Source organism: Clostridium putrefaciens, assembly GCF_900461105.1.
GTDB lineage: Bacteria > Bacillota > Clostridia > Clostridiales > Clostridiaceae > Clostridium_L > Clostridium_L putrefaciens.
The window spans coordinates 2,635,193-2,657,642 of the sequence record NZ_UFWZ01000001.1 but is presented as its reverse complement, the minus strand read 5'-3'; the positions used below and the strand labels follow the sequence as shown (position 1 = coordinate 2,657,642).

At 29.7% G+C, this 22,450-nt stretch carries 26 protein-coding genes; 15 read left to right on the top strand and 11 right to left on the bottom strand.

All coding sequences use genetic code 11. The features are described from left to right. The first annotated feature begins 176 nt into the window (after nucleotides 1-176). The 8 genes from DY168_RS12140 to DY168_RS12105 all read left to right on the top strand — a co-directional run bounded on the left by DY168_RS12140 (nucleotide 177) and on the right by DY168_RS12105 (nucleotide 8,195). Nucleotides 177-1,181: a FecCD family ABC transporter permease gene (locus tag DY168_RS12140; protein WP_115641981.1), complete on the top strand. Its 1,005-nt coding sequence runs from the start codon at nucleotides 177-179 to the stop codon at nucleotides 1,179-1,181. Further along, on the top strand, nucleotides 1,181-2,206 hold the full coding sequence (locus DY168_RS12135; RefSeq protein WP_115641980.1) for a FecCD family ABC transporter permease: 1,026 nt from the start codon (nucleotides 1,181-1,183) through the stop codon (nucleotides 2,204-2,206). Before DY168_RS12140 ends, DY168_RS12135 begins: the two co-directional genes overlap by 1 nt. A 2-nt stretch (nucleotides 2,207-2,208) precedes the next feature. Then, on the top strand, nucleotides 2,209-2,979 hold the full coding sequence (locus DY168_RS12130; protein ID WP_115641979.1) for an ABC transporter ATP-binding protein: 771 nt from the start codon (nucleotides 2,209-2,211) through the stop codon (nucleotides 2,977-2,979). 204 nt (nucleotides 2,980-3,183) lie between these two features. After that, nucleotides 3,184-5,469 (top strand): heavy metal translocating P-type ATPase, encoded by a 2,286-nt coding sequence (locus DY168_RS12125; RefSeq protein WP_115641978.1) that lies wholly within the window; start codon nucleotides 3,184-3,186, stop codon nucleotides 5,467-5,469. Nucleotides 5,470-5,561: 92 nt separating this feature from the next. Next, nucleotides 5,562-5,789, top strand: a complete 228-nt coding sequence (locus DY168_RS12120; protein ID WP_115641977.1) for a heavy-metal-associated domain-containing protein — start codon at nucleotides 5,562-5,564, stop codon at nucleotides 5,787-5,789. 73 nt (nucleotides 5,790-5,862) lie between these two features. Next, a complete protein-coding gene (locus tag DY168_RS12115) occupies nucleotides 5,863-6,126 on the top strand; it encodes a metal-sensing transcriptional repressor (RefSeq protein ID WP_115641976.1) in 264 nt (87 codons plus the stop codon). Between the two features lie 278 nt (nucleotides 6,127-6,404). Next, nucleotides 6,405-7,580, top strand: a complete 1,176-nt coding sequence (locus tag DY168_RS12110; protein ID WP_115641975.1) for an AAA family ATPase — start codon at nucleotides 6,405-6,407, stop codon at nucleotides 7,578-7,580. A gap of 3 nt (nucleotides 7,581-7,583) precedes the next feature. Next, nucleotides 7,584-8,195: a DUF4276 family protein gene (locus DY168_RS12105; RefSeq protein WP_115641974.1), complete on the top strand. Its 612-nt coding sequence runs from the start codon at nucleotides 7,584-7,586 to the stop codon at nucleotides 8,193-8,195. A 276-nt stretch (nucleotides 8,196-8,471) separates the two neighbouring features. Here DY168_RS12105 and DY168_RS12095 read toward each other — a convergent pair whose 3' ends face one another. Continuing rightward, the gene (locus tag DY168_RS12095; protein WP_115641972.1) at nucleotides 8,472-9,023 is read right to left on the bottom strand and encodes a GNAT family N-acetyltransferase; all 552 of its coding nucleotides are present in this window, start codon (nucleotides 9,021-9,023) and stop codon (nucleotides 8,472-8,474) included. A 485-nt stretch (nucleotides 9,024-9,508) separates the two neighbouring features. Here DY168_RS12095 and DY168_RS12090 point away from each other — a divergent pair, with 485 nt between their 5' ends. The 3 genes from DY168_RS12090 to DY168_RS12080 are packed head-to-tail and all read left to right on the top strand — an operon-like array spanning nucleotide 9,509 to nucleotide 12,354. Next, entirely contained in the window at nucleotides 9,509-10,489 is a 981-nt protein-coding gene (locus DY168_RS12090) for a DnaD domain-containing protein (protein WP_115641971.1), read from the top strand. Continuing rightward, nucleotides 10,467-11,756 (top strand): replicative DNA helicase, encoded by a 1,290-nt coding sequence (gene dnaB / locus DY168_RS12085; protein WP_115641970.1) that lies wholly within the window; start codon nucleotides 10,467-10,469, stop codon nucleotides 11,754-11,756. Before DY168_RS12090 ends, dnaB begins: the two co-directional genes overlap by 23 nt. A gap of 34 nt (nucleotides 11,757-11,790) precedes the next feature. Then, entirely contained in the window at nucleotides 11,791-12,354 is a 564-nt protein-coding gene (locus DY168_RS12080; protein WP_115641969.1) for a hypothetical protein, read from the top strand. Between the two features lie 122 nt (nucleotides 12,355-12,476). Here DY168_RS12080 and DY168_RS12075 read toward each other — a convergent pair whose 3' ends face one another. From DY168_RS12075 to DY168_RS14720, 3 genes are all read right to left on the bottom strand, one after another. Continuing rightward, a complete protein-coding gene (locus DY168_RS12075; RefSeq protein WP_115641968.1) occupies nucleotides 12,477-12,839 on the bottom strand; it encodes a DUF6483 family protein in 363 nt (120 codons plus the stop codon). Nucleotides 12,840-12,974: 135 nt separating this feature from the next. Further along, nucleotides 12,975-13,547 carry a nucleoside/nucleotide kinase family protein gene (locus DY168_RS12070; RefSeq protein ID WP_115641967.1) on the bottom strand — a complete coding sequence of 191 codons (573 nt, stop codon included), beginning with the start codon at nucleotides 13,545-13,547 and terminating at the stop codon, nucleotides 12,975-12,977. Between the two features lie 19 nt (nucleotides 13,548-13,566). Continuing rightward, entirely contained in the window at nucleotides 13,567-13,731 is a 165-nt protein-coding gene (locus DY168_RS14720; RefSeq protein ID WP_172556349.1) for a hypothetical protein, read from the bottom strand. Between the two features lie 234 nt (nucleotides 13,732-13,965). On the opposite strand from DY168_RS14720, the gene DY168_RS12065 reads away from it, so the two are divergent. Then, nucleotides 13,966-14,349 carry a hypothetical protein gene (locus DY168_RS12065; RefSeq protein ID WP_115641966.1) on the top strand — a complete coding sequence of 128 codons (384 nt, stop codon included), beginning with the start codon at nucleotides 13,966-13,968 and terminating at the stop codon, nucleotides 14,347-14,349. 348 nt (nucleotides 14,350-14,697) lie between these two features. Here the strand turns inward: DY168_RS12065 and DY168_RS12060 are convergent, their stop codons facing one another. After that, nucleotides 14,698-15,513: a GNAT family N-acetyltransferase gene (locus DY168_RS12060; protein ID WP_115641965.1), complete on the bottom strand. Its 816-nt coding sequence runs from the start codon at nucleotides 15,511-15,513 to the stop codon at nucleotides 14,698-14,700. Between the two features lie 232 nt (nucleotides 15,514-15,745). Here DY168_RS12060 and DY168_RS15110 point away from each other — a divergent pair, with 232 nt between their 5' ends. Beyond that, nucleotides 15,746-16,234, top strand: coding sequence for a hypothetical protein (locus DY168_RS15110; RefSeq protein WP_242984124.1), 489 nt, complete (start codon nucleotides 15,746-15,748; stop codon nucleotides 16,232-16,234). Between the two features lie 225 nt (nucleotides 16,235-16,459). On the opposite strand, the gene DY168_RS12050 is transcribed toward DY168_RS15110, so the two are convergent. Together DY168_RS12050 and tnpB are read right to left on the bottom strand one after the other, a co-directional pair. After that, complete coding sequence (locus DY168_RS12050) at nucleotides 16,460-16,798, bottom strand: YdbT family protein (RefSeq protein ID WP_115641964.1); 339 nt, start codon at nucleotides 16,796-16,798, stop codon at nucleotides 16,460-16,462. A 42-nt stretch (nucleotides 16,799-16,840) separates the two neighbouring features. Next, nucleotides 16,841-17,926: an IS200/IS605 family element RNA-guided endonuclease TnpB gene (tnpB, locus tag DY168_RS12045; RefSeq protein WP_115641963.1), complete on the bottom strand. Its 1,086-nt coding sequence runs from the start codon at nucleotides 17,924-17,926 to the stop codon at nucleotides 16,841-16,843. A 434-nt stretch (nucleotides 17,927-18,360) separates the two neighbouring features. Here tnpB and DY168_RS12040 point away from each other — a divergent pair, with 434 nt between their 5' ends. Both DY168_RS12040 and DY168_RS12035 read left to right on the top strand, forming a co-directional pair. After that, entirely contained in the window at nucleotides 18,361-18,675 is a 315-nt protein-coding gene (locus tag DY168_RS12040; protein WP_029451225.1) for a PadR family transcriptional regulator, read from the top strand. A 15-nt stretch (nucleotides 18,676-18,690) separates the two neighbouring features. After that, a complete protein-coding gene (locus tag DY168_RS12035; protein ID WP_115641962.1) occupies nucleotides 18,691-19,308 on the top strand; it encodes a DUF2812 domain-containing protein in 618 nt (205 codons plus the stop codon). Between the two features lie 16 nt (nucleotides 19,309-19,324). On the opposite strand, the gene DY168_RS12030 is transcribed toward DY168_RS12035, so the two are convergent. The 4 genes from DY168_RS12030 to DY168_RS12020 form a co-directional block, all read right to left on the bottom strand. After that, complete coding sequence (locus DY168_RS12030) at nucleotides 19,325-19,642, bottom strand: NUDIX hydrolase (protein WP_115641961.1); 318 nt, start codon at nucleotides 19,640-19,642, stop codon at nucleotides 19,325-19,327. Nucleotide 19,643: 1 nt separating this feature from the next. Beyond that, nucleotides 19,644-20,750 carry a hypothetical protein gene (locus DY168_RS12025; protein WP_115641960.1) on the bottom strand — a complete coding sequence of 369 codons (1,107 nt, stop codon included), beginning with the start codon at nucleotides 20,748-20,750 and terminating at the stop codon, nucleotides 19,644-19,646. A gap of 86 nt (nucleotides 20,751-20,836) precedes the next feature. Continuing rightward, on the bottom strand, nucleotides 20,837-20,980 hold the full coding sequence (locus tag DY168_RS14715; RefSeq protein ID WP_172556348.1) for a P-loop NTPase family protein: 144 nt from the start codon (nucleotides 20,978-20,980) through the stop codon (nucleotides 20,837-20,839). A gap of 348 nt (nucleotides 20,981-21,328) precedes the next feature. Beyond that, nucleotides 21,329-22,342 carry a LacI family DNA-binding transcriptional regulator gene (locus tag DY168_RS12020; RefSeq protein ID WP_115641959.1) on the bottom strand — a complete coding sequence of 338 codons (1,014 nt, stop codon included), beginning with the start codon at nucleotides 22,340-22,342 and terminating at the stop codon, nucleotides 21,329-21,331. Between the last annotated feature and the right edge of the window lie 108 nt (nucleotides 22,343-22,450).

Sequence of the window (22,450 nt, the reverse complement as noted above, 5' to 3'; positions counted from 1 at the left end):
ATCCACTATCATTTAATCATTAGAGGCAATCTTAAATTAGTTAATCAAAGAATTAACATACTATACAATAAATTAAGCAATAAACTAGATATCTAAGAATTAATTATCTAGCTTAAATCAAATTAGATTGAATTAAATTTAATTAAATTGATTCAGGAAACAAATGGGGGGATTATATGAAAAGTGTTATAAAAACCAATAAAAATAAGATAATATTATTTCTATTACTTACATTATTAGTGATTATATTATGTTATCTAAGTATTACTAAAGGCTTTATACATACATCTTTGGAAATGGTTATGAATTCATATAAGGATTTTGATAATTCTAAGGAACATATAATTATAAGAACATCTAGGGTTCCAAGAACTTTAAATGCTCTTTTAGTTGGTGGGGCGCTTGGTGTTTCTGGGCTTTTGACCCAGGGAATTACAAGAAATAAGTTAGCTTCTCCAAGTATATTAGGTATAAATTCTGGGGCCGTATTTGCCTTAGTTATAGCAATAAATTATATTCCGAGTATATCTACATTAGGACTTATATGGGTTTCTTTTTTAGGCGCATTAGTTGCTGCAATATTGGTTTATATATTATCTGGAGGCCTTGTAGGAGATATAAGACCCATGGATTTAACCCTTGGAGGAACGGCACTTGCGGCACTACTATTTTCGTTAACTCAAGGAATTTTATACAAAAATGATGTTGCTTTAGAAGAGGTTATCTATTGGATGACAGGCTCTGTAGAAGGGAAGAAGTTAGAGATTATAATTAGATTTTTTCCAATTATAATAGGAGTAATAATTTTCTCATTATTTATTGGAAAAAAGCTTAATGTATTTTCATTAGGAGAAGAAATGGCAAAATCTTTAGGTATGAACACTCTTTATTTAAAGGTAGTTATAATAGCTATAATTGCAATTTTATCAGGGATATCTGTGGCTCTTGCAGGACCCATAGCATTTATTGGACTTGTAACTCCACATATAGTACATAAATTTATGGGTACAGATTATAGATGGCTTATACCCTTTTCAGTATTAACAGGGTCTTCCATATTATTATTTTCAGATATAATGTCAAGATTTATAATTTATCCAAAAGAAGCTCCAGTGGGTGCTTTGACAGCACTTATAGGAGGCCCTTTCTTTATATATGTGGCTAAAAGGAGGATAACTTAATGATTAATATAAGCAAAAGAACTATTAAGATAGGCGGAGTCTTACTTGTAATTACTCTTTTAATGGCTACTATATCTTTAAGTTTTGGAGAAATAATGGTTGCACCACTGGAGGTTTTAAAAAGCATATTAGGAATGGACACAGGATTTTCCTCTATTTTAGTAATGAATATACGATTACCAAGGGTTATTGTTGCATTTTTTGTTGGAGCGTCCTTAGCATTATCGGGAGCTATACTTCAAGGAGTAGTTAAAAATAATCTAGCATCCCCAGATATATTAGGCATAGTAAATGGAGGCTCTGTTGGTGCATTAATATTTTTAACGATTTTTGTAGATCCTAAAAACAATTCATTAACCACATCCATATTATATATGCCTTTATTCACTTTTGCATTTTCCTTTTTAGCTGTGATGTTAATTTTATTTATTTCGGGAAAATCTACATCCACCAATAAATTAATCATAATAGGAATTGGAATTTCAGCTATTTTTAAAGGTATAACTAACATTCTTATAATAAATGGACCTGTAATTTTTATAAAAGAGGCTACAACTTGGATAACAGGGAGCATATATGGAGCAAGCTTTACTCATGCCTTAATAATTACTGTAATATTTACTGTTTTTGCTATAATCACTGTAATATTTATAAAGGATTTAAACCTCCATCAGTTAGAGGACGAAGTGGTAATAGCTTTAGGAAATAATATACATAGGAGTAGAATAATACTTTTAAGTATTTCTGCTGCATTAACTGCAGGCGCGGTAACTATGGGAGGAGGAATCTCTTTTGTAGGTTTAATAGCTCCTCATATTGCAAGAAAGCTTGTAGATTCAAAGTTCGAAAATGTAATTCCTCTATCTATATTTATAGGGGGTATAATGACTTTGCTTGCTGACTTTGCCTCTAAGTGGCTATTTTATCCACAGGATTTGCCAATAGGAATATTTACAGCATCTATAGGTGCGCCATACTTTATATATCTTTTAGTAAAAAATAGACAGGCTTCAAAGGGGAGATAAAAATGATAAAGATAAATGATTTAAAGTTAGGTTATGATGATAACATTATATTAGATAATATTAATTTAGATATAGAAAAAGGAAAGATTACAGCCTTGATTGGTTCAAATGGTTGCGGGAAATCTACATTAATAAAAGCTATAGCAAGAATACTTGCGCCTAAAGATGGAACTATATTAATGGAGGACAAGAATATCTTAAAGATGCCATCAAAAGAAGTGTCCAAACTACTAGCAATGCTTCCTCAAAATAGTAATGCGCCAGAGGATTTAACTATTTATGATTTAGTAAAGCAAGGAAGATATCCATATCATAATTTATTATCTTTTTGGAGCAAAAAGGATGAAGATATAGTTTTAGAATCTATAAACAAAATGGGACTATCTGATGAAAAGAATAAAACACTAGGCAATCTTTCAGGTGGACAAAGACAAAGGGCCTGGATTGCTCTAGCTTTAGCACAAAATACAGATATTATACTCCTAGATGAACCTACAAATCACTTAGATATAAAGTATCAATTAGAAATACTAAATCTTCTAAAGGATCTAAATGAAAAGGAAAATAGAACTATAGTCATGGTTATTCATGATATAAACCATGCTTTGAAGTATGCACATAATATAATTGCTCTAAAAGATGGCATTATATTTGCCAAGGGGCCAAAGGAAGATATTATAGATGAAGATCTTATAAGAGGTGTCTTCGGAGTAAGTTGTAAACTTATTGATTCTCCTGTGTGTAAGTGTAAAATGTGTGTACCTTTTATATAAAACTGTGGATAATATAATAAGAATGTGGGTAACAAAAAAGATGAAGTACATGTAGGTAAATCCTACGCATATCTTCATCTTTTATTTAATTTGAAGCTAGTGATTTATACTGTAATAGTTATTGACAAACTAAAATTAAGGATGTAAGCTTTATATATACACCCCACGGGGGGTATGGTATTAAAATAATAATGAGGTGATGATATGAATCAAAAGTTTAATGTAACAGGTATGACTTGCTCATCTTGCTCGGCTAGTGTTGAAAAGGCAGTTAAAAAACTTTCAGGTGTTGATACTGTGAATGTAAATTTGCTTTCAAATAGTATGTCAGTTGAGTATAAAGAATCTGATATTGATAGTACCACTATAATAAAGGCTGTTCATGATGCTGGATATGATGCTTCTATATTTGTACGTGGATCAAGTGACTCTAAAAGAATAGAAAAATCAGTAAATCCAGTGGAGGAAGAGCTAAAGGAAATGAAAAGTCGTATAATTATTTCTTTTGGATTTCTAATTCCACTAATGTATGTATCTATGGGGCATATGATTAATCTTCCTCATCCTAAATGGCTCATGGGACCAGAAAATGCAATAACGTTTGCATTTATTCAATTGTTACTTACTATACCGGTTGTTTATGTGAATCGTAAGTATTATCAAGTTGGATTTAAGACCTTATTTCATGGAAGGCCTAATATGGATTCGCTTATAGCTATAGGGTCAGGGGCAGCATTAATATATGGGATATTTGCAATTTTTAAGATAGGGTATGGGCTTGGACATAATAAGTTAGATATGGTAAATCAATATTCAATGGATTTGTATTTTGAATCTGCTGCAATGATTTTAGCTTTGATAACTATGGGTAAGTTTCTAGAAGCTAGGGCAAAAGGAAGGACATCTGAGGCTATAACAAAACTAATGGATCTTGCACCTAAGACTGCATCAGTTATTAGAAATGGTGAGGAAGTTGAAATTCCTGTAGAGGATGTAGGTATAGATGATATAATAATTGTAAGGCCTGGCCAGAGTATAGCGGTAGATGGCATTATAATAGAAGGTAGCTCATCTGTGGATCAATCAGCTCTAACAGGTGAGAGTATTCCGGTAGAAAAGAATATAGGGGACAAAGTTATAGCGGCTACTATAAATAAAGCAGGATCTTTCAAGTTTAAGGCAGAGAAGGTTGGAGATGATACAACTCTAGCAAAAATCATTGAGCTAGTAGAAGATGCTAGTTCATCTAAGGCACCTATTGCAAAGATGGCAGATAAGATCAGTGGAATATTTGTGCCGGTGGTAATAAGTATAGCTGTTATTGCTACAATTGTGTGGTTACTTCTAGGGCAGCCTTTTGAATTTGCTATGTCTATAGGAATTGCAATATTAGTAATTTCTTGTCCTTGCGCCTTGGGTCTTGCAACTCCAGTTGCCATAATGGTTGGAACTGGGAAGGGTGCATCTAATGGAATACTTATTAAATCAGCTGAGGCTTTGGAAAGTCTTCACACTGTAAGTACGGTGGTTCTTGATAAAACAGGTACAATTACAGAAGGGAAACCAGTAGTTACAGATATAATTACAAAAGGCTCGGAAAGTGAAGAAAGGCTTTTACAAATAGCAGCATCAATTGAAAGTTTTTCAGAACATCCATTAGCAGAAGCTATTTTAGAAAAAGCTAAAGAAAGAGGAATATCACTTAGAAATGTTGATAATTTTCATTCTATTTCAGGCAGAGGTATAGTTGGTATAATAGATGGAAAACAATATACTGCAGGTAACTTATCATTGATGGAGGATAGAGAAATTAATGTAGAGATGCTTAAAGGTACTTCAGATGAATTTGCTATGGATGGTAAAACACCCCTATACTTTGCAGAGGATAAAAATCTTCTTGGAATTATTGCAGTAGCAGATGTAGTTAAAGCCACAAGTCGTAAAGCAATAGATAACTTTAAGGCTATGGGAATTAATGTAGTGATGCTTACAGGGGATAATAAAAAAACAGCAGAGGCAATTAGAAAACAGCTAAATATTGATAGAGTTGTTGCTGAAGTATTACCACAGGATAAGGAAAAAGAAATTAGAAATATACAGGCAAGTGGTAAAAAGGTTGCAATGATTGGTGATGGAATCAACGACGCACCTGCTCTAGCAAGAGCCGATGTTGGTATTGCAATTGGTGCAGGTACAGATATTGCTATTGAATCTGCTGATATAGTTTTAATGAAGAGTGATTTATTAGATGCTGTTACAGCGGTTCAATTAAGTAAAGCCACAATTAAAAACATTAAGGAAAATTTATTTTGGGCATTTTTCTATAATGTATTAGGTATACCAATTGCAGCGGGAGTGTTTTACACAGCCTTTGGCTTAAAGCTTAACCCAATGTTTGGAGCAGCAGCTATGAGTATGAGTTCAGTGTTTGTGGTATCTAATGCTTTAAGATTAAAATTCTTTAAACCAAAATATAAAAATGTAAATTAGTAAATACAGATTAATATTATATATAGTCTTTGTATAAAAATTATAACCTGCGTTTTGATGCGCTAAATATATTAAAAGGAGCGATTTAAATTATGAAAAAGATAATAGAAATTGAAGGTATGAATTGTGGACACTGCGTAGCTAAAGCTACAAAAGCATTAAATGCTATTGAAGGTGTAGATGCTAAAGTAGACCTTAAAAAGAAAAGTGCAGTAGTTACTTTGAAAAGTGATATAGAGGATCAAGTATTTAAAGATGCTCTAGAAGAAGCAGATTTTAAGGTTGTTTCCATTAAAGAAAAAAAGGGCTTATTTAGCTAAAAAGGTTAGATACTTTCAAATTAAATAATAGAAGTAATATAACTAAAATAAACATTATAAGGAGGTGGCATTTATGAAAGCAGATAAGGCAAAGGCCACACGTCTTTTGAAAACAGCAAGGGGACAGATAGATGGTATCTTGAAAATGGTTGAGGAAGATAGATATTGTATCGATATCTCAAATCAACTTATGGCAACTCAAGCCATTCTACGTAACATAAACAAAGATGTGCTTAAAAGCCACATTGGAGGCTGTGTAAAAGAAGCCTTTGAAGTAGGCAATGAGGAAGAAAAAATTGATGAAATAATGGCTATTATGGATAAGCTATCAAAATAATATATATTTAAAGCAATGCCGATCAAGTGATTCTTAGAAGAACTTATCTAGGGGCGTAGCAGCCGTCATCCACCACCTTGAAGAGGATAGGAGTGTTATGGATGGTAGCCATCGGATAAATAGTCATAATAAAACGGACAGATATACATGTCCGTTTTTTATTTAATTGAATATTGATGAATTATTGTAATAGGGCATATATAATGGTATAGTTAAGATAACATATGGCGATAATATATGATGAACTAGGTTAATATGCTGTGAAATGAGGGGATATTATGAAAATAATTAATATGAAGGTTGATGGTTATAAAAATTTAATAAATTGTGAATATGTTTTAGAAGATTTTAATGTATTGATAGGAGCAAATAATAGTGGTAAATCGAACTTATTAGAAGTATTTTCTTTTTTTAATGTACTTTTAACTGGAAGTGAGGATTTAAAGGAACAACTTTTAATTAAAGGAGAGTTAGATAATGATAAAATAGTATCTCATTGCACAAATTTTAAAGGCAAACCTATTTCTATTGAAATAGAATTTAATGAAGAAGTAGACGAAGAACTGTATAGATACTCATACCTTATTGAGGTAGTAATTGGGAATAATGATATTGATACTGGATATGTAAATAAAGAAATATTTAAATATAAGAAAATAAGTTCTACGGGTCCAATGATAACTGCTTTTGAAAGGGAAAATACAGTTGTAAGAAAAGTTAAAGGACCTAAGATACAAAAAATAGATGGACTCGAGGCATTGGTATCACTTATTAGCAAGATAAGGGATATTAAAGATAGTTTTGATAAACCCATTCAAAAAGGGATAGATGATATATTTTTATTATGTAAAACTCCCGTTATATATAGTGCACCAGATGTAATAAGAGAATCAATAAAAAAACAAAATTCAGTAATTAAAAATGGAAGAATAGTATCACTAGCACTTATTGAGGAAATTGATAAAATATTAAAATCTGAAAAGGCTCAGTATTATAAAGAAATACTAATGGATGTACTTAAGATAAACAGTATCAGTGTTATTAATATTGCACAAGACTTGAAGAACTTAACATTTACCTTTGATAATAAACAAAAAAGTGACATAAATGAACTTTCAGATGGAACACTTATTGTGCTTAATATAGTAACTTATCTTGTATCCAATAAATATCCCATTATTGCAATAGAAGAACTAGAAAATTCAATACATCCTAAACTGCTAAAAAAGATGATAAATTTAATAAAGAATGATTTTTATGATATACAATTGATAATAACTACTCACTCACCAGTATTATTAAACATGGTTAAGATTAATGAGGTAAGTATAATAAGTAATAAAGAATGCGGTGAAGCTTTTATAGAGCAAGTTAAGAACAAAAAGGAATTAATTAAAAAGTTATCAGGACCTTTTTCAAATTTTAGTGATATATTTTTATATACAGAGGAATAAGTTATGAATAAGACTTTGGGTAAAAAGAAAAAACTTGCTTATATATTTTATGAAGGGGATACAGAGGAGCTTTTTTATAAAAGAATCTTTTTTAAGTACTTAAGAGGAGTACCGAATAAAACCAAGAACCTAGAAACAGGAACTAATATCAATAAAAGAATAGCAAGCGAGTTATGTTACTTTTTAAATAAAAAAGAAAATAAAGGTTTAGACATATATGTATATGCTTTTACCGATAGAGAGGGTATGAAAAGTGATATTTCCGAGTTTGATGGTGAAGCAATAAAAAAAGCTTTAAATAAGAAACAAGTTAAGAAAATAGAAAATATTGAAGCTATAATAATGATAGAGAGCTGGTTTTTCTATGATTTAGAAGGAATATGTGATTATATTGGTTTGTCCTATACAGATAGTTTACAGAGAACATATTCTAATCCAGAAAGGCTTACACATAAAGAATTGCAAGGACTTTTTAGAAAAGGAACAAGAAGGCAACATTATATAAAAGGGGAAAAAGGTTTTCTAGAGAAATTGGATATAGACAAAATTAAGAGAAAATGTACTGCTCTGAAAGAGGGTATCCACATGATAAATGAGGATTTTGGGTTAGATTAAAATTAAACAAAAAAGAGGCTTAGCATTGAAAAAGGTAAATTAGGTATTAAAAGATGAAGGCGTTGTAGGAGGTAAACCTACAAATGCTTTCATCTTCTATATTGAAAAATATTTTAAAAAATTCATTAATCCATATGATGATTAGATATGTTTTATAGGGTAGAGATTCTAAATTGTCTATACCTATAAATATGACTTTTTTATTTTTTATATATTTAAAAGTATAATAGCCAATAAAAAATATCAAGATAGCAATTAATCCGTAATCCATAATAATCATCTCCTTTTATTAAATTCTTCTTTTAAAATTGAATAACTTTTTAAATCTTTTGGTACTCCATTCTTTATAACGTCTTGTTTACGAGTGCCTTCATACTTCATTCCTATCTTTTCCATTACCCTATAAGAACCTATATTAGAATCCATGCATAATGCATATATTTTATTTAAATTTAGCTCTTTAAACCCATATTCTATAAGTGCTTTAGATGATTCAGTACAATACCCTTTATTAAAGTAAGGAACTCCAATCCAATAAGATAATTCTGCTTTTCTGTGAATATTGTTTATCATTAGTGCTACTGTGCCTATTAGTTCATTACTGTATTTTTTTATTATTGCATATATAATTCCTTTCTTATTAATGAAAATATCTTTATGTGAATTAATCCACAGTTCTGCCATCCCATCTTCGTAGGGATGTGGAACATTGAGAGTTGTTTTCGCTATTTTTGAATCTCCAGCGAGCTCTTTTACCCTACTGGAATCAGATATTTCAAATGGTCTTAATAGTAAATTATCTGTATGAATTACTGGTTGAATAGGCATGATTATCCCCCCTATTAATATTTTAATTAAATAAAATTAATCTCAAGTTTTACAATATATTACTAAGTAACAATATATAGTATTGTTAGGAAATATGCAACACACTCAGATTACATATTATCTAAAATCTACATAAGTATAAAAAATATAAGCCCCTCATAAGGGGCAATGACAATAATAACAATAATAATAACAATAAAGATAATAATATAAATAACAATAAAAATTTAAATAACAATATGAATAATAAAGAATATTATAGTTAAGAATAATAGTAACTATGAAAATTAACATTAAAGAGCAAAAAGAGACCCAGCTAAAATGATCTTTTGATTATTTTAGCTGGGTCTCCTCTTTGTTATTATTTTACAATTTGGATATTGTAAATACAACTACAAATATAATTAATTTTTAATTATTAGTGTAACTTTATTAAGTTTTGCATACCTAATGATTAGAGAAGTTACTATTAAGGAGGTTTTAGTGTGGCAAAGTATAGAAGCATTATGGTGGATTTTTGGAGGGATAATTTCATTGTAAAGTTGTCTTTTGAGGAAAAGAGCTTTTACCAATACTTAATGAATAATCCAGGTAGTAGTCAATGCGGTATTTACTCATTCTCTCTTTCTATAGCTGGATTTGAGACAGGCTTAAGTAATGACAGGGTAATGGAATTGATTGAGAAATTTGTAGCTGATGAAAAGATTCTTTATGATGAAAAGACCGAGGAAATTATGATATTAAATTGGTATAAATATAATTTAAATTCCAGTAGAAATACCCATATTTGCATAAATAGGGAACTTAAAAGAGTAAAGAGTAAGAGCTTTTTGTGTAAGTTTTATGAGCTTTGCAAAAGCACCAAGTTCTCTTTAGATACTATGTTTGAAGATATTGACATAATAAAAGAGAGATCAAATGAAAAGTTATCAAAAGAAGCTATTGAAAGCTGCTACAGGGAAGATAACATAGAGGAAAAAGCTAACGTAGCCTCAAAAGATAACATATCAGCAAATAACATAACAGAAAAAGATAATACAAAAAAATGTTTAAAAGATAATGAAAAATCAGGGATGAAGGAGATATTATCAGCCTTTGATAATAACATTCATATGGCTACTTTTATGGAACTTGAAAGTCTTAAAGCTTGGAGGGAAGAAATAGGTTCAGAGCTTGTGGTCCTAGCTATAAATGAGGCTGCTCAAAATAATGTGAGGAATATGAAATATATAAACGGGATACTATTAAACTGGAAAGACAATGGGCTTAAGAATTTAGTGGATGTTAAAAATTATATGGATACATTTAAAAAAGGCAAGGTCAAAAACAATTTTAAGCAATCTAATAATAATAATAATAATAATAATGGATTTAGGAATCCTAGTTACTATGAGTTTAAACCACAAAATGTGGGGGCTTATAGGGTAGTTGGGGAGGATATTTATGAAGATGGAACAAGTATTTAACAAAGAGGCTGAAGCGGAGGTTTTATCTTCCGTACTTTTAGACAATAAGTCCTTAGTTAATATTGTAGATATGTTGGATTACGATGATTTTTATATAACAAGTCACAAAATCATCTATAAGGGCATGTTGGAACTTTATAGTAAAAGTGAAAATATAACACCTATAACCTTATTTGAAAATCTAAACTCATTTTCAGGGGAAATAGGAGGGATAAGCTATATTTCAGAACTACTAGCTAGTGGGACAAGCTCCTTGCTTATAGAATCCTATGCAAATATAGTAAAAGAAAAATCTAATAATAGAAAGATTATAAAAGAGCTTCAAGGTGCTTTAAAGAGTTTAACAAATGGTGAGAAGAAATACTTTGATGTAGTTGATGGTCTCCAAAGTTCTTTTATTAATCTTAGTAATAATGAAAAAAACGTAGAGGATATGGACATTATTCTTCAAAACTATTTAATGGTTCTAGAAAAAAGATTAAAGGGTGAGGATCAAGGGTTAACCTTAAAAACAGGACTTAGTAATTTAGATAATTTTATTGGAGGTTTTGAAAGGCATAATTTAAATATATTAGCAGGTAGACCATCTATGGGTAAGTCCTTGGTAAGCCTTACTATGGCTCTTAATATGGCAATTAAAAGTAATCTTAAAGTAGCATTTTTCCATTTAGAGATGGGTCAGTTACCAACTGTTGAAAGGATTTTATCAAATTCAGCTACTATACCTATGAAGACCTTAAAAACTGGAAAGTTAAAGGATGATCAGTGGAGCAGAATAGTAGGGGCTTGTGACAAAATATCTAAATCAAACTTTCATATGTTCAATGATATTTATACACTAAGGAGTATAACGGCAGAATGTAAGAGAATTAAGTTTCAAAAGGGCTTGGATGTGGTGTTCATTGACTATCTTCAACTTATAGAAATAGGTAAGCTTAAGGAAAATAGAAATTTAGATATATCCTTCATATCAAGGCAGCTAAAGCTTTTAGCAAAGGAACTTGATATAACAGTAGTTGTATTATCACAGCTTTCACGTGCTCCTGAATCTAGATCAAATCATAGGCCAATGCTGTCAGATCTTAGAGAATCAGGGGCCATAGAGCAAGATGCAGACCTTGTTATATTTTTATATAGAGATGAATACTACAATCCAGATAGTGAAGATAAAGATTTAATAGAATTTATAATAGGCAAACATAGAAATGGTACTGTAGGCACAGTAAAAATGAAGTGGAGCGGGGAATATCAAAGTGTTGGTTCTTAGAAAGGTTATTAATATATAAGGAGGGGATTTTATAATGTTAGATAGAAATTTTAAGAGTGGTAGCTCTATAGTTAAAGAGAAAGGTTCAAAAATAGGTAATTCTATAATAGGGGAAGCAAGCTTAATATTAGATAATTCAGTAGTGGGTGGGACAAGCCTAGTAGAAAATGATTCTGTAATGAGGGGAACAAACCTTAGAGAAGATAATCCTATAATGAGAGAGGTAGCCTTCGAGAAGTTCTTCCAGATTATGAACCTCATGGCATTTAATAAAATACTACTTTGGAAGGTAGATTATGATACCTATGTTAATGAAGACGGGGCATATATTCTTAGGATAAATTATAATAAGTTTTATGGAAAATTACTAGATTACTGCAAAACCTATAATATAAGCCATCCAAGGTTAAACATAAAAGCATTTAGGTATACATTAAAAGACAAGCCTTATTGTTTAAATTATAGTGGCATAGGTTGGCTAAAAAAGGATGCTAGTAGCGATGAATCTTATTGTATGAGATGTGGGTTTATAGATATTAAAGCCCTTCAAGCTAGGGGGATATTTATAGATGATCTACTTTATAATAATAGATTATAAAAACCTTCAAAGAGTGTAGGGAAGGTTTTTATAAAAGGACCTTTATGTTACGCATACAGATGATAATGGCAAATATTAAGTGGAATTAGAAGCACCAATCAATGGATCGGGGGTGTATACTTTTAAGATTTCGTTAACTTAGACTTTTCAATTATATTTTTGATCTCTTTTAGTCCTTGATAAATTTCACATTTTGAAAAGTTATTCTTTATTAATTCATCATCACTTTTAGAAAGCAGTATATTGTAAAAATCCTCCGCAATACTATACACCTCTTTTGATGGATGCTTTGTTACCTCATTGAAAAGAACATTTTCCGCTTTATTGTACTCTCCTTTAAGGATAAGATTTTTTAATGTTATAGGTAGAATAGTTAATGAATTCACATTTTCAAAATCAATGTTTTCATACATTGTAACGTCTTCTTGCATAACCGTTGACGCAAGTGCTTTACCAAGTTGCTTTATAAGTTTTTCTATATTCATAAATGCATCTTTATTGTTTTCTTCCTTCTTATATCTAGTGTAACACACGCTGCAATTATTGAGTATAGACTACATATAAAGAATGTAGTCTATCTATTATTTTTTAATTACAATTTGGTGCACATTTTATGAACATTACGAATTAAATTCATTCGTTTTGCTCTCATAATTTATTTTTATTATATCCATAACTTGTTTGACAATCTCACCTAAATGCATACTTCCATCTATAACATAATCCGAATTTGGCAGAATAGTCTTTAGCATTTCTTCATATGCAATTCTCGCATATTTCAAATAAAAACTCATATCTTCCCTGATTTCATCTCCAGTAGCATTAAGCATATCACGCAACACACGTCTTGCCATTGCAATATCTAAAGGAGTGTCAATGAAAATCGCACAATCTATAAATGGTTTAATCAAATCATTTTTATATGCAAATGGATAATCCAATAAAATATATTGAACCTCATTATCTCCTATGAATTTCAATATATCTTTTTTTAGTGGTTCTAAGTTCCATACATTGTAATCTGCTCCATTCATCACCCATTGATGAAAATCATCAACTTCTCCTTCAAAATCATAATCATCAAAATGAAGTGATTTAGCACTTTTCATTTTTTTCTTGAGTTCGTTTATTATGGTTGTTTTTCCACCGGCTGTAACACCTGATACTGCTATTATTAATGATTTCTTTATCATAAGTACCTCCTAATTAACTTTATTTTCGTATCATATCATTAGTAAGCTTTTTGTATTTAGGGCTTGTTATATCATATTTTGTAGCCTTTAAAGGTATGTTTTTCGCAATGAAAATAAGTAATTCATTTATTTGTGAAAGTAATAGTTGATTATATGTAACTAATATTGATATAATTGTACTCACAATGACACCTTCCTTTTTGGAGATTTTTGTTGGGTTAGATTACAACAATTATATCAGAAAAGAGGGGGTCATTGTTTTTTTAGGTTTAAAATAGAACAAACCCTTGCAATAGCAAGGATTGAAATAAATAAAACAAAGATAGTGTTAACACTATCTTAAAATTAAAGGAGGATTATTAATGAAAAGTATTTCTTTTATTAAAACAAGTTTGCTATTTGAAGGGAGGTGTTTAGTATGATTAATAAATTAAACAAAAAAGCCTTATTATTTTTATGTTTGATAATCTTTTCTCTTAGTGTTGCTTGCTCAAATAAAAACATTACTGAAGAATTTTCAAATACTACCTGGGAATCTAGTGATAAATTATTAGCTTTAAAATTCACAAGTGATTCATTATCTATAGACATAAACGTAAAGCCAAATATAAATGAGACAGACATCGAAAAAGGCAAAAAATATGAAGAGATATATGATATGGGCACTCATAAAAATGTAAAAGTTGAAAAAAACGATAATAATATAAAAATATTTAATAAAGATGGATTAAATTTGGAATTTGAAATTATTTCTGAAAGTGAAATAAAAGATAAAGATAACAATGTTTTCAAGAAGAAATAAAATGGACAAAAAAATGACCACTGATTCGGGTTCAGTGGTCTAAACCTTTATAAATCCCAAACTATAAGTAAAGGATTATTTAAATACAATGTAATAGAATTTAATGATAAGTTATTGGAGATACTTTTTGCATTGGTCTACATTATTTTGTTCAAGTTTTAAGAGCTTATTTGCTAAATCACGGATTTCTTTATCATGATCACCTTCTTATATATAATAATATTGGGTTCGCATAATCCTATGATTGAGTACTTTACATCTTTATCATATTTAGCTCGTTGATTCACTATTTTACTTGTCTGTTTATCTCTAAGTTCTTCAATTCTTTTCGTAACCTTCACATTAACTTTATTTTCGTATCATATCATTTTGAGCTTCACTTTTGTTAGCAATAAACCCTACGCTTTCATATAGTTTTATTGCGTGCTTATTACATTCATCTGCCATTAGGAATGCTCTTTTAGCACCCTTAGATTTCCCATAGAATAATGCTTGATTTAACAAGGTTTTAGCTATTCCTCTTCGCTGATATTCAGGAAGCACGGCTATTTCACGTACCCATAATATTGGACCATCACTTTCATCATAGCTATAAATCCCTATACAAATAATACCTGTTATATTGTCATTTTCACTATGCACTAAAACTGCACCATCTTTACCACCTAACGAAACTGAATTTGATTCCGTCCCTTTAATCCATTGTTTCATCCATTCTTCAGTTTGACCGGAAAAACCTCTGCTTTGTCCTCTACAAGAAAGTGTTACCTCGGATGCCTTTTTGAAGTCACATTCCTTTAAAAATTCCATTGATTTTACCTGCTCTAAACTCTTAGAAATATCATTATGGAAATAATCATTCCATATGGCATATATATTGAACTTATTCTTTCTAAATTCCTCAATCCATTCAGTTGGAATAAAAGTTATCAGTACTTTTTCATTTGATTTATTTACCTCTTTAAGTAAAATGGAGGCACTATTAGTTGCCCAATGAAATTCATATAGCCCTGCTTCCACATTAAATCCAAAAGTCAAAATTAGCTGCTCATTATTACAAATCACATCATAGTTTGAAATCTCTTCGTACTCGGTATATTTCATTGAAGAATATTTGTAATCTTTTAACTGTTCCTTTATATTGTTAAAGACATCTTTTTTCATAATTAGGTCTCCTTTACTTCGCAATCTTTTTACAAAGGTGAATTAAATTTTACAATGTTCCCTGTTAATATATTCTAGATAAGGTATGGGAATCCTTTAGCTATAAAAAGATATAATAAGCGATATGGAATATTTTTAATCATCTAACTTATGATATAATTTAAAGAAAGCTTTAGTAATTCAAGATTAAAGAAAGGGAGAACCTTATGAAGGTAAATGATATAAGAGAATTATGATAGATAAATATGTTTTAATGTACAAAGACACTGAAGTAGGAGACCTTATTTATGATATAAGTAGTAAAAGATTTGTTTTCAAAATATATAAAAATATAGATCATAGAAAATACCTTCCTTTGGGTATGTATAGCTATGAAAATTGGAATATAGATTATGTACCAACGAATGAAGATATTGTTTTTTGGCTTGAAGATAGAGTTGTGCCAAAGGAGAGACAAAATATAGATGATATTTTAGCTTCTTTAGGGCTTTTATACTATGATTTTTGGGAAGTTTGTAGAAAGACTAGAGCTATGTGCATGGAAGATTATTTTTGGTTAAGCAAAGGAGAGCGCTACGAGGATGTACACATAAGGTATCTTTCAGAACATGGGAGAATTAATGAAACTCCAATTCCATTTTATTCAGACCCATATCCGGCTGAATTTAAAATTGTAGGAGATAGGATAGAAAGAAATTTGGAAAGATCAAGTGATTCTTAGACTCAGGTGGAGTTTGATTATAAGGAATACATCTCTCCATCAAAGGCTTAGAAGAAATTATCCAGAGGCGTAGCAGCCGTCATCCCCCACCTTGAAGAGGAGAGGGATGTTACGGATGGTAGCCATCAGATAAAATCATTTTATAGTATATAACCCATAATTCACAGCTAAGTACAAAGTGTGAATTATGGGTTATAAATATAATAGGCTTTAAAATAAATTATACTAATCATCTAACCCATCAGAATGGTTTTTCTTTATAAAATATCCAACTGAAAATGCTGCCAAAAAGCATATAAATACTATTAATCCGCCTATTAAAGCGCGAGTAAAAAGTATTTCATTAGAAAACATTAGAGATATAAATGTAAATAAAGCACCAACCGTAATAGAAAGTATTAAAATCCACTTATAAGAATTAAATATAGAGCTTTTTTCTGGACCTTCATTATCTACTGAAATCCCCATATTAAGAAAGCTCATTACTACACCAGGTGAACTACCACCACTTATAGAAGTGGATGGCTTCTTGGTCAATATCTCTAATGAGACAAGGTTACCCAAGCTATCAAGGTCATTCCAACCTCTCTAACAACATATCTTTTATTATATTGCTAGTTTTAGTAGATTTTTAGCAGCATTTATATCTCTATCCATTATCATTCCACATACTGGACATATATATATTCTGCAGGATAAGTCTTTTGTTTGACTTGATTTATTATCACAGTTAGAACATAGCTGACTACTTGCATAATTTGATGGTGCTATTATGATTTCTCTACCATACCATTTTGCTTTATAAGTGAGCATTCTTCTAAACTCTGCGAAGCTAGCATCAGCTATTGATTTTGCTAATTTATGATTTTTTATCATATTACTTACCTTTAAGTCCTCAATGACTATAACTTGGTTTTCGTTAATTAATTGAGTACTTACTTTGTGAAGCATATCTTTCCTTTGGTTTGATATTTTCTCATGCGATTTAGCAACTTTCAACCTTGCTTTCTTTCTATTGTTACTACCTTTTTGTTTTCTTGATAAATCCTTTTGAAGTTTAGCTAACCTTTTTTCTGATCTCTTTAAGTGTTTAGCATTGCTGAAAAACACCCCATCACTTGTTATTGCGAATTCCTTGATGCCTAGATCCACACCTATTTTATTATCCATTTTAGGTAACTGAGCAATCTCAGTATCAACTAATATAGATATGAAATACTTGCCACTGGGTACTTGTGATATAGTGCAAGACTTAATCAATCCATTGAACTTTCTATGTTGCTCTATCTTAATCATAGACTTTAGTTTAGGTACTTTGATGTGGTTATTTTCAATGGATACAGTACCATTCTGATTATTAGTTGTGTAATTATTAGTATTAGATTTCTTCTTGAACCTCGGAAATCCAACAGATTTATCTCTAAAAAAGTTCTTATATGCTTTATCTAAATTTAATTGTGCATTAGCTAATGCTAAACTATCAACTTCTTTTAACCACTCAAACTCGGTCTTATACTGTGCAGGAGTAGGGTATTTCATTGTCTTAATATCTAGGTCTTTATTTTCTTCATATGACGTAATTCTTTCAGCTAACATTTTATTATAGATAAACCTAGTGCATCCAAAAGTTTTAGCTAGGTATATTTTTTGTTCTTCGTTTGGATACAGTCTGAATTTGTAAGCCTTTAGCATTTTATCACCTCTTTTCATAATTAATCATTAATAGTATTATGTCAAAAGGTTATTATTTTATGTATCGAACCTAAAATAATAAGGGCTATTCATCCCCCACCTGTAGAGGATGGGAGAATTTCACCCGTTTTGTTAAAATAAATACAAGAAACAATGGAATATCTGAAAAACTTTTACCATCCATAAAATGTTGTTTACATAAAATGGTGATTATGCCAAGGGTTTGAGACAAAAAAGCAATACGGATATTTTTTAAGTTTCTTAAAACTAAACGTTCATCTTTGATTTTATTCATGATTTATATTGAAATACATCTAAAATAGTCTTAATTATTGATGTGGCTATATTTTTAATATTGACATATACAGTTTAACTGTATATAATAAAACTATATAGTACAACTGTATAGTTTTGTTGGCTAATTGGAGGAGAATATGAATAGAGATAAAAGTTTACCATTAACAGAAACTACCTACTATGTACTTTTAGCATTACTAGAACCTGCTCATGGTTATATTATTATGCAAAAGGTTGAAGAATTAAGTAATTATCAAGTTAAGATAGCAGCAGGGACACTTTATGGTGCTATTGAGAACTTACTAAAACAAAAATTCATACAATCGGTCAAAAGTGATGATGCTAGGCGAAAGGTTTATGTTATTACTGAAAAAGGAAAAGAAGTTCTACAATTAGATTTTGAAAGAATGAATTTTATGATTGATATAACAAGAAGTTTAATAAAATTCTAATTTGGGGGTATTAAGATGAGAAAATTTAAATTTTTCATTAATTATGATAAAGAAGAGAAATGGTTAAACGACATGGCTAAAAAAGGATATGAGTTAGAAACGGCATCTTTTGGGTATAAGTTTAGTTTTACAAAACCTCAAAATACTAAAATAAGAATTGATTATAGAATTTTTAAAAATAAAGAGGATTTTATGGATTATAGTGCTCTATTTGAAGATAGTGGTTGGAAACATATATCTGGTAATAAAAGTTGTGGAGCACAATATTTCAAAAAAATTAATGAAAATGGTGATGAGGATATTTTTTCAGATGATATGTCAAAAGCAGCAAGGTACAAAAGATTATCTGATATGTGGATAGGACTTGCAGTAGTATATTTACCTATTTCTATAGCACTGGCATTTCAAAAGAGTATCGACATTAAATCAGTTCTTAATCCTAAATTATTATATTATACACCAGGGCTATGGGAAATGTCTGGAATATCATTTTGGAGACGTTTTTTATTTGAAACGCCTTTTGCAGCGGGAAGAGGTTTACTATGGCTAGTTATTCCAATAGCATTAGTTTTATATATTTGTTTTTCAGTTAAAGCTAAAATGCTATATTACAAACAAAAAAATCTTCAGTAAATTTATCTAAAGAAAATCAAGTGACATCGCTATTTTCATCTTTCTTTACGATGAGTCTCACTTTTCCATTTGCGATAAGAACATATGCTATGGAAAGGTGTAGGGGTTCACTAATATACTTATTTCTTCTCACATGCCCATATACAGGTAGAATATCAATAGACACAATATTTCTTGTAAGAGCTGTCACAGTATTTATACCTGCTTCTTCTTTTGCCTCTTTAATTGCAACCTGTAAAAAATCGGTATATTCAACATTAATTTTTATTGAACCGCCGTGTACTGAATGGTATTCACGGTGGTGTGATACTATATAATGCTTTTTACAACCCAATTTACGAAACTATATAACTAAAATTACCAGTGTTAGGTATGTCAATTATGTGGCCTCCAATTAATAGATCAGTTGCTCTTGAATATAGTAGGTGATACCACCAAATGAAATATTCTTCAAAAGATATTTCATTTGAATATACAGAATTATTATAGCTATAATGGATACTTTTATAATTTTTCTCAAAAACATCTATATAATCATCCTTTATAATATTAGCTATATCATTTAATTTATAAAAATCATCTTTATTTAAAACTGGAATATTAATTTTATTACCCTTCATTATTCCCAAACGATTAAATCCACTTATAAGATTTTTAGTTAGTTCATAATCCTTTTCCTTAAAGTACTTTAAAAGTTCTTTCAATAAGTAGCCTTTAAAATCATTTACATTTTTAAAATTAAAACTACCAAAGTATGTTTCCAAACAAAGGTTATCAATTGTATGAAAGTTAATTCCATTTCTTTCATTACCATAAAGCCCAAATGCAATATCTCCATAATATCTAAACATATTTCCGTATATGCCTAATGACTCTTTTTCAGTATGGTTATATTTCTCTTGTAATGAATAATAGTAGTTCATACCATTTCGCCTTGTTCTTTCAGATTTCAAGAATAACTTTTCCACATTATCTATTTGTATAGAGTCTAATACAACATTACTCAAAATAAACAGAGATATTTCATTAAACTTAAATTGTTTAAAGCATTCAAATTTATATGTTTCTTTCTTTATCTCATCAAATTTATCCTCAATCAATTTTACAACGTTATACGCGATTTTATCTAATTGTTCATTTAATTTCTTTCCTTCTTCCAATGAAATAACCATTAAATAAGGAATATACTCATTCTGTTTATTTATAATAAGTTCTTCTTTAAGCAATAGCTCTAATCTATCAGATAATTCCTTTTGTGACCATCCGAAATATCTACTTATTTCACTAACTTTTATTTTATTGTGTAGTAATATACATATATCTTTTAGATTATACTCATTTATATTAAGCTTTGGAAAATTATTTCCTTTAGAAATCATTTTACTTTCATACTCAAATTGTAAAATCTCTTTTATTATATTAGTTTGATTAAAATTACTCATTTCTAATTACTCCTTATAACTTCTTAATAGATTACAGTTGTGGCATAATTCAAGAAAATTGCGTGAAAGTTATTTGATTAGATTTTCTATAAGAGGAATGGTGGATTTGTTGGAAACCAAAAATAATCATCTACATCAAGATGAATATAATTTAATTTGTTTTCTAATTTTTTTCCTAAGGTTGAAGTACCTGAACCTGCTGCTCCTAATATATGTATTATATCTATCAAAATAATCCCTCTAATCCATTATTAAATTTATTTCATAAAATAATATTTACTTTATATTTGCGTACAAAGTCGAATGAAATATTATAATAAGGTATTGTTAATGTATTCTAGAAGAAACATAAGATCCCTCTAATTATAAAATGATATATTAATGGATATTACATATTTTTAATATTGACACATTCAGTTAAAGCTAAAATGTTATATTACAAACAAAAAAGTGATAATTAGCATTTGGAGCTCAATATTATATTGTGATTGTCATTGAAGAGCATGAAGTATTAACTTATGACAGAATGTTTACAAAGATAATTAGCCTCCCTAAAGGTAGGGAGGCATTTTTCATGATTACACTATATTTTTAACGCTTTTTTTTATAATTAGTTCAGGATCTAAACATATCTTTTTAATTGCTGTTTCTTCATTTTTGAGAAGCTTAAGCATCAGGTCACAAGCTGTTTTTCCTAGATTTGAAATATTTTGATCAATGGAAGTTATGCCTGGACCAAGGATAAAGTCATTTAATAAGTTATCATAGCTTACAATAGACAAGTCTTCAGGAATCTTTATACCTTTTTCGCCTAATCGTTTAAGTAATCCAAGGGCCATCATGTCATTTGTAACAAATACAGCGGTGGTATGATTTTTAATTACCATATCACCAGTATTATATCCACTTTGAATACGATAATCTCCTTCAATAATGTAATCTTTCTTTATTTCTAGACCATGTTCCTTCATTGCTTTTTCATATCCTTCAAAGCGTGATACAGTGTTTTTTGAATAAATACAATTTGTAATACAGGAAATTTTAGAATGTCCATTTTCAATTAAATGCTTTGCTGCAAGATAAGAGCCTTTTACATTATCAAAATACACCTGATTACAGTTTAATTCATCAAAAACTCTATCCACCATTATATAAGGTATAGTTAATTTTTTAAGCCTTAAACATACCTCTTCTTTATTATTATATGCGGAATTAGAAATAGCAATAAAAAGACCATCTATGCCTCTTGCTAATAATAAATCTAATAAATAAAGATCCTCTTTATATTCATCATTTGAGTTTACTATAATCAAAGCGTATCCAAATTGCCTGCAATAGGTTTCAATGGTTTTGGTAAGCCTTGAGAAAAATATGTTTTCAATATCAGGAATAATGAGTCCAAGGGTTTTAGTTTCATTTGTAATTAGGCTTCTTGCATTAATATTTGGAGTATAATTATTATCTTTTGCAATCTTTTCAATTAATTCTTTCTTTTCGCTTGAAATTCTACAAGGCTTATTATTTAAAACTAAAGACACAGAGGTTATGGATACGTTTGCCTGTTTAGCAATATCTTTTAATTTAACTTTCATTTTAATCACCAAAATAAGTATAGCATATTATTTGTGAAATTTTTGTTAAATACAATTGAATATATAAAATAAAAAAACATCTTATATTTCATGAAAAAAATCAAAAAA